This is a genomic window from Kribbella antibiotica, assembly GCF_004349055.1.
GTDB classification, from domain to species: domain Bacteria; phylum Actinomycetota; class Actinomycetes; order Propionibacteriales; family Kribbellaceae; genus Kribbella; species Kribbella antibiotica.
Genome location: NZ_SMKX01000110.1, coordinates 23029 through 29556, shown reverse-complemented (window position 1 = coordinate 29556; position 6528 = coordinate 23029). Strand labels below are relative to the sequence as shown.

The window sequence follows — 6528 nt, the reverse complement described above, 5'->3', positions numbered from 1 at the left end:
TGGGGTCACCACAGTGGCATAGCAGGTCGCCGCGCCCGAACCCACGACCCTGCCATCGGGATAGACCCGCGCCCCGCGCACCGTCCGGACCCCGTGATGCCAGTCCCACCCCGTGCGCCGGTCCACGCCCACCTCGCGAGCCGCGGCGGTGATCGAACAGCCCGCCTCCACCAGCTCCTCAAACCGGGCCTTGGCCTGCGCGTTGTGTTTCACCGCCCGCACCACCGCCACCAGCCCCGCGACGGCCAGGATCCGCCGCGCAGTGTCATGCCTCAACCCGCACACCCTGCCCGCACCCGTGATGTTCCCCGTCGCCTTGAACTCCGCGATCACCTGCTCACGCAGCCCGTCCGTGATCACCGTCCGCCGGCCAGCCCCACTCCGGCCAAGAACCCGCAACACCTCATAGCCACGATCAGCCCTGATCCCCAACGACTCACACGCCACCGCCACCGCGACCCCGCCATCAACCATCCGCAACAACACACCGCCATGACGCTCAACATCCACAGCCAACGACACAGACATCGCAACTCCTCAAATCGAGGCGTTGCAACGACCACGAGAACCCGCCCATGCGGGTGCAGAACCCGCAAGCTCGTGGGTGAACCCATCAGATGACGCGACGGGCGATCACTCAGGCGAGGACTTTGCGGGCTAGGGAGGCTAGGCGGTGGGTTACGTCGCGGGGGCGCTCTTGGGGGAGCATGTGGCCGGCGCCGGGATACATCCAGACGCGGGCGCTGGGGATCTCGGCAGCGATGCGGTTGGCGTGCCGCGGGGGCAGGAGGCGGTCGCGGGTGCCGTGCATGACCTCGATCGGGATCTCGCCAAGCACCTTCAGCGCGTGGGCGCGGTCGTGCTGCAGGATCGCCTCGAAGAACCCGCTGTACGACGCGCCTGGCAGCAGCGCGAGTCCTTGCTGGAAGATCGCGATCTCGACCGGGTCGACCTTCTTGCCGAACACGATCTGTCGCAACGCCGGTCGCTGCAAAAGCGCGGCAACATTCGCCCGAGCCGCTCGTGCCGCCTCGCGTCCGCGCACTGCACCGGCTGCTCGTCCCGCGGCATCGGCAGCACCTTCCGCCGCAGCGGCTGCGACTCCAGCGGCCGCTGTCCCGGCGTCGGCGGCGACCGCAGCAGCTGCAGCGGCCAGCCGCTCGGCACGGCGGTCGACGCGCGTCCCGACCACCTGCGCGAAGCGCGGCGCGATCCGCACCGCAGCCGGCTCGAAACGCGGCGGGATGCCGAAAGCACCGCGCGCCACCTGACCGGACGACGTACTGACGAGGGCGGCCGCCTTGATCCGCGATCCGAACAGCTCGGGTCGCGAGTCGGCGAGCTCCATCAGCGTCATGCCGCCCATCGAGTGGCCGGCATAAACAACCGGTCCGTCCCCGACGACCTCATCCAGCACGGTGACCAGGTCGTCCGCCAACTGCGCGATCCGCAGCGACCCCGGCGGCGCAGCATCAGAACGCCCATGACCGCGGTGGTCGTACGTGACCACCCGGACAGACTGCGACCCGAGGATTTGCGGCAGCCCGTCGACCTGGTTGTGCCAGGCCCGGGTCGAGCAGGTCCACCCGTGCACCAGCAGCACCGTGACCGGCGCGTCGGCCGGTCCGGTGGTCTCGACGTTCAGATGAATGCCGTCGGTGGTGGTAACCCCCGAGCGCTCGGCCTGAATGGTCACGCAGTCTCCCGTTCTCGGTCCCCGGCGGCCAGGTGGGCCGCACGCAGGCGCCCGCCGCGGGCGCCGCGCCCGACCAGCCAGGCGATACCGGCGATCTCCAGTAGACCGACCACACCCAGCAGGGCATAGCCGCCGGTCCACATCCATCGTGGCACGTCGGTGCGCTCTTCGCGACGCAGAGTTTCCTGCTCGTTGATGAAGGCAACGGTCTGGCCGTCGGAAACCTGGATCGCAGGCTTCTCGATCGCCGCGTCTTCGGGTGCGTACACCCACATCGCAGTCATGTTCCGGGCACCGGTGTGCAGCCGGATCATCGACTTCCACTTGCCGTACATCGGCAGCGCGTCCTCGGACCGGTAGGTGCCCTCGGCAATCTTCTTCATCGGGTGCAGGACCCGCCCGCCACCCTGCCAGGACATCGCCTCGAACCAACGCGCGTCGTCGGCCGCATTCGCCGGATCCAGCTTGACCGTCACGTACGCCGTCGGCTCGGCCCCAGTGGCGACCCGTTCCAGCGAGACAGTCCCGGTCACGCCCGGTTCGGCCGACCGCGGTACACAGAAGAAGATGACGGCGACGACCGCCACCAGGCCGATCGCTCCGAACTGGTGCGTCCGGCGGATAACGTCCGGCCGCGTGTTCCGTACGTCGGTAGCCCGCTTCTCACCGGCAACTTCGGCGTACCGGGTGGCCAGCCAAGCGCCGATCAGACCGGCACCCGCGCCGACCACCACGCCGTACCCGAGGGCTGACGGGAGGATCGAGAACGGCCACGCGATCGGCATCCAGACCTGGCTCCACGCGTATTCCGCAGTGACGCCAACGGTGCCGATCAGCGCACCGGCGATCAGGCCGAGGCGGAAGCGATTCTTGTTGCCGAGGGCAAGAGCAACCGCCTCGACCAGGATCGCCTCGACGATCAGCAACGGGAAGTGTCCAAGGATTTCGCCGAGCGGCTGATTGACCGCCCAGGCGATGATGCCGCGCACCAGCAGGTAGATCGCCAGCGCGCCGAAGGTGATGCCGGGGCCGCGGCGAGCGCGCAGGATCGTGAAGCCCATCGCAGCGCCGAACGCGATCAGCAGTGGGTGCAGGATCAGCGGGAACTGCGGTACGCCGTAGTTGAACTCGGTGCTGAACAGGTCCCACGCGATCAGCAGCGCGCCGACCGACGCGACCTCCTGGAAGAGGCGGCGCTTGTTCGTCCCCATCAACTGCTCGACCTCGGCGACCGCGAGCAGCCGGGCGAAGATCGAGAAGACCACGCCGCCGATCATCAGCAGGTGGGTCGGGCCCCAGAGCGTGACGTCCTCACCGAAGAGCCGGTGCCAGGTGTCGTCCAGCGGGAAGCCGACGAGCGCGAAGGTGCCGCAGACCAGGATCAGCGCCGCGCTGCACGGGATCCGCCAGTTCTTGGTGAGCTTGATCGTGCGCGCCGGCAGCGGCTTCCCGGCGAGCGCGATCGGCAGTACGCCGGTCACGATCACGCCGAGGATGCCGAAGAAGATCGGGTAGTGCGCCGGCGTCCCGAACGGGCCGGTGTCGCGGCCCTTGTCGATGTGCACGGCAATGTCCCACCAGACGCCGAAGGCACAGGCGAGCAACGACACAACATGGATGTACGGCGACAGCGCGGCCCACCGGGGGACTCCGTCCAGTCGCCCGATGGTGTCCGCGAGCCTGCCGACGAGCGTGACGCGCCCGGTCCGTTCCCGCCACAGGAACACCGCCATCGCGACATACAGCAGTCCCACCACGCCGGTCACGATCGCGATCTGATCGAACGTCGCCGTACCGGTGGTGGCTAGCGGGATCGCCATCCTGGTGCTCCTTCGGGACATTAAGTATGCGCCATGGCAGATGTTACATACCCTATGTAACGTGGAGTCTGGAAGACTGTCAAGAGTGGAAGCAGAAGAGGAGTTCACCGTCGACCAGCTCGCCGCCAAGGTGGGCATGACGGTGCGTAATGTGCGGGCCTACGCCGGGCGTGGATTGATCCCACCGCCGCGGCTGGTCGGCCGTACGGGCTACTACGGCCCTGACCACGTCGCCCGCCTCACGCTCGTCCAGGAACTGCTCGGCAAGGGCTACACCCTGGCCGCCGTCGAGCGGATGATGAGCGAGCTCCCCGACGGCGCGATGGCGCTCGGCGTCTTCCAGACCCTGGTCAACCCGTGGACCCCGTCCGAGCCCGAAGAGCTCGACGAGCTCCAGCTCGCCGAGGCAGCCGGTATCCCCCACGACCCCGCCATCATCGCCAAACTGGTCGAGCTGGGCATCGCCGAGCGGATGGACAACGGCCACCTGCGCATCCCGAACCCCGACCTACTCCGGACCGGCCTCGAGGTCATCAAGCTCGGCGTCCCGCTGGACGCCATCTTCATCCTGCTCCCGAAGCTCTTCGCCCAGGCCGACGCCGTCGCCAAGACATACGTCGAACTGTTCCGCTCCACCGTCTGGCGCCAGTTCGCCGACGCCGGCCTCCCCGCCGAAGGCTGGCCCGAGATTCAGCGCACCCTCGAAAACATCATCCCCCTGGCCGGCCAAGCCCTGGTCGCCGCCTTCCGCGAAGCCATGGCCCGCGAGATCGAGGTAGTCGCCTACGAAGAACTAGGCCTAGACCCCAACACCCTCCCCTCCACCGGCTGAAGGGCAGGGCTCGCTGGGCCTCAGCGGGTGTACAGCGTGGTCGTCGCCTTCGCGAGAACCGTCCCGAGGAACTTCGCGTTCTTGGGCGATCCGGCGACGGTCACCTCGACGCCGGCGTTGTCCTCACCCGTCAGCCCGATGTAGCGGGTGGCGACCCAGCGGGTCGTCTTCCCCCGCGTGTAGGTGTAGACGATCGTGCTCACCGTCAGCCGGCCCATGCCGGCAGTCGACTTCATCGTCGTGGTCTTCGCGCCCAGCACCTTCAGGCCTTTGGTGCCCTTGAGCGCCTTCCGCTTCTCCGCCACCGCGCCCGCGGTGGTCAGATGGCCGCTGTACGCCGTACTGATGTTGACCATCTGGTCGACCTTCGGGTCGAGGAAGCGGGTCACCTGCCACCCCTGCTGCACGACCATCCGCCAGGTGCTCGGCAGCTGGGCCGCCGACAGGTACCCGAAGTCCGAGTCGTAGTCGAACTTCCGGGTCACGAACTTCACCGCCGCCGACTGCGCGGCGACCACCTGCTGCTTCTCCGTGACCGCGTTGCCCTGCAAGGCCGACGTACCGGTCATCACTCCGGCAGCAGCGACCGCCGCCACCAGTCCGCTCACGAATCTTCGCATTGCGTACTCCCCCGAAATGTTGGCTGCTTACGGGGAGACAGACGGCGGCGGTATGTCAGCGGTTGGCTGGACTCCGCGGATCCGCCCCTTTGGGCAGGTCGCCGAGGTCGGCGTCCCAGTCGTCGTCGATGTCCGGGGTCTCGGCTTCGTGGCGCCGCGCGATCCGGATGAAGGCGATGATCAGGAGGATCGGGCCGAGCACCATCGCGGTCTCGGGGACGCCGCCCATGTGCTGAAGGATCATGAGGCTGTCACCAGCGCGATCCCGCCGGCGGTGAAGGCGACCATGGCGGCCAGCATCGGGTACTGGGCGGCCCTGAGTTGACGGCGCCGGAACAGACCAGCGGCGCGATCGTGAGCGGACACGACCCCGAGTACGTGTCCGAGCACGATCGCGCCGATCTGAACACCAGCAATAACGCCGGTACCCAGAAACGCGTAGTCGATGCGAGTACCACTGGTTCCGAAGAGGTCCCAGCCGAGACCGAACGGGTCGGTCGCGAGCAGCACACCTTCCTGGCCTTGGAACATCGCGAACGAGAAGTAGTGCGCGACCGCGTAGCCGATCGCGATTGGGACCAATGAGTGCACGAATGCGCCCGGTAGCCCGGCGTTCCCGACCGCGCCCGGCCGGACGTCCGCCGTACCGGTGGTTCGGGAGGCGACGACGAAGAGAGCGGTCACGATCGCGACCGTGACGATCAGCCCAGCGGTATAAGCGACGACGTGGTTAAGCTCGCCGGTCCGACTAGTCCACGCGGACCAGCGGGAGATCCCATCGAAAGCCGTTGACCCGAGCAACAAACAGAGCAGGGCAACGATGCCCGGTTGCTGCGGCAGCGTGGCCAGGCCGGCGAGCGGGTTGCGGATCACCAGTCGCCCGTCGGCACCGCGACCGAGCGGACTCAACCTGGCCAGCACTTCGGCGTACACCTCGAAGGAGTCGCCGGTGGCAAACCACGCCGGCCCATAAACGATGCCCGCAGCAACATTCACCACGGCGTAGACCGTGACGAAGGCAGCGACCACGATCGGTTCGGAGGCTTCCGGGTAGCAAAGCTCGAGCCAGAGGAATCCGGCCAGCCCCGCGACCGCCGGCCAGTACGCGACCCCCTCCGGAAGACGCCGGTACGACGTACGCCGCACCAGGCTCGCGATGGTCCGCAACGGGTTCGCGAGCCGCCAGATCGGGCCGAGGAGCAGGGACAGCGGGATGATGCCGACCCAGATCCATACGTACAGCCAGGTCGGTGCCGGATTCTCGGCGGGAGAGTCACTGCCGAACCAGGCGGAACCGATCAGCATCGCGAGTGCAGCCAGGCCGACCAGCTTGAGCAACCAGCGCAACGCCCGCGAGTCGACCAGGCGGGTCAGCGCGGCGAGCGCCGTACCGCCGGCTGTTTCGAAGCGCGGGCGGGACCAGAAGGCCGCGAGGGCGAAGAACGAGACCGCCACCGCTGCGCCGGCCGAGTAGATCGCCAGCCAGAGCGGGACAGGGAGGTCTCCGCGACCGCCGATCCCGTGCATCGGTACCAGCAGCTCCAGCACAGCGGTGCCCTC

At 68.0% G+C, this 6528-nt stretch carries 6 protein-coding genes and 1 pseudogene; 1 reads left to right on the top strand and 6 read right to left on the bottom strand.

The genetic code is table 11. From position 1 onward, the window contains the following. The 3 genes and pseudogenes from E1263_RS29600 to E1263_RS29590 all read right to left on the bottom strand — a co-directional run. A pseudogene (locus E1263_RS29600) lies at window positions 1-528 on the bottom strand (hypothetical protein); the annotation flags it as partial. 109 nt (window positions 529-637) lie between these two features. Further along, on the bottom strand, window positions 638-1696 hold the full coding sequence (locus tag E1263_RS29595; protein ID WP_238161636.1) for an alpha/beta fold hydrolase: 1059 nt from the start codon (window positions 1694-1696) through the stop codon (window positions 638-640). Then, window positions 1693-3516, bottom strand: coding sequence for a hypothetical protein (locus E1263_RS29590; protein WP_132173275.1), 1824 nt, complete (start codon window positions 3514-3516; stop codon window positions 1693-1695). The genes E1263_RS29595 and E1263_RS29590 overlap by 4 nt, the downstream gene beginning before the upstream one ends. A gap of 85 nt (window positions 3517-3601) precedes the next feature. Here E1263_RS29590 and E1263_RS29585 point away from each other — a divergent pair, with 85 nt between their 5' ends. Next, window positions 3602-4348: a MerR family transcriptional regulator gene (locus E1263_RS29585; RefSeq protein WP_238161635.1), complete on the top strand. Its 747-nt coding sequence runs from the start codon at window positions 3602-3604 to the stop codon at window positions 4346-4348. Between the two features lie 20 nt (window positions 4349-4368). Here E1263_RS29585 and E1263_RS29580 read toward each other — a convergent pair whose 3' ends face one another. The 3 genes from E1263_RS29580 to E1263_RS29570 are packed head-to-tail and all read right to left on the bottom strand — an operon-like array spanning window position 4369 to window position 6516. Continuing rightward, a complete protein-coding gene (locus tag E1263_RS29580) occupies window positions 4369-4968 on the bottom strand; it encodes a hypothetical protein (protein WP_132173271.1) in 600 nt (199 codons plus the stop codon). A gap of 55 nt (window positions 4969-5023) precedes the next feature. Then, entirely contained in the window at window positions 5024-5212 is a 189-nt protein-coding gene (locus E1263_RS29575) for a hypothetical protein (protein ID WP_132173269.1), read from the bottom strand. Next, window positions 5209-6516, bottom strand: coding sequence for a hypothetical protein (locus E1263_RS29570; RefSeq protein WP_238161634.1), 1308 nt, complete (start codon window positions 6514-6516; stop codon window positions 5209-5211). Before E1263_RS29570 ends, E1263_RS29575 begins: the two co-directional genes overlap by 4 nt. Between the last annotated feature and the right edge of the window lie 12 nt (window positions 6517-6528).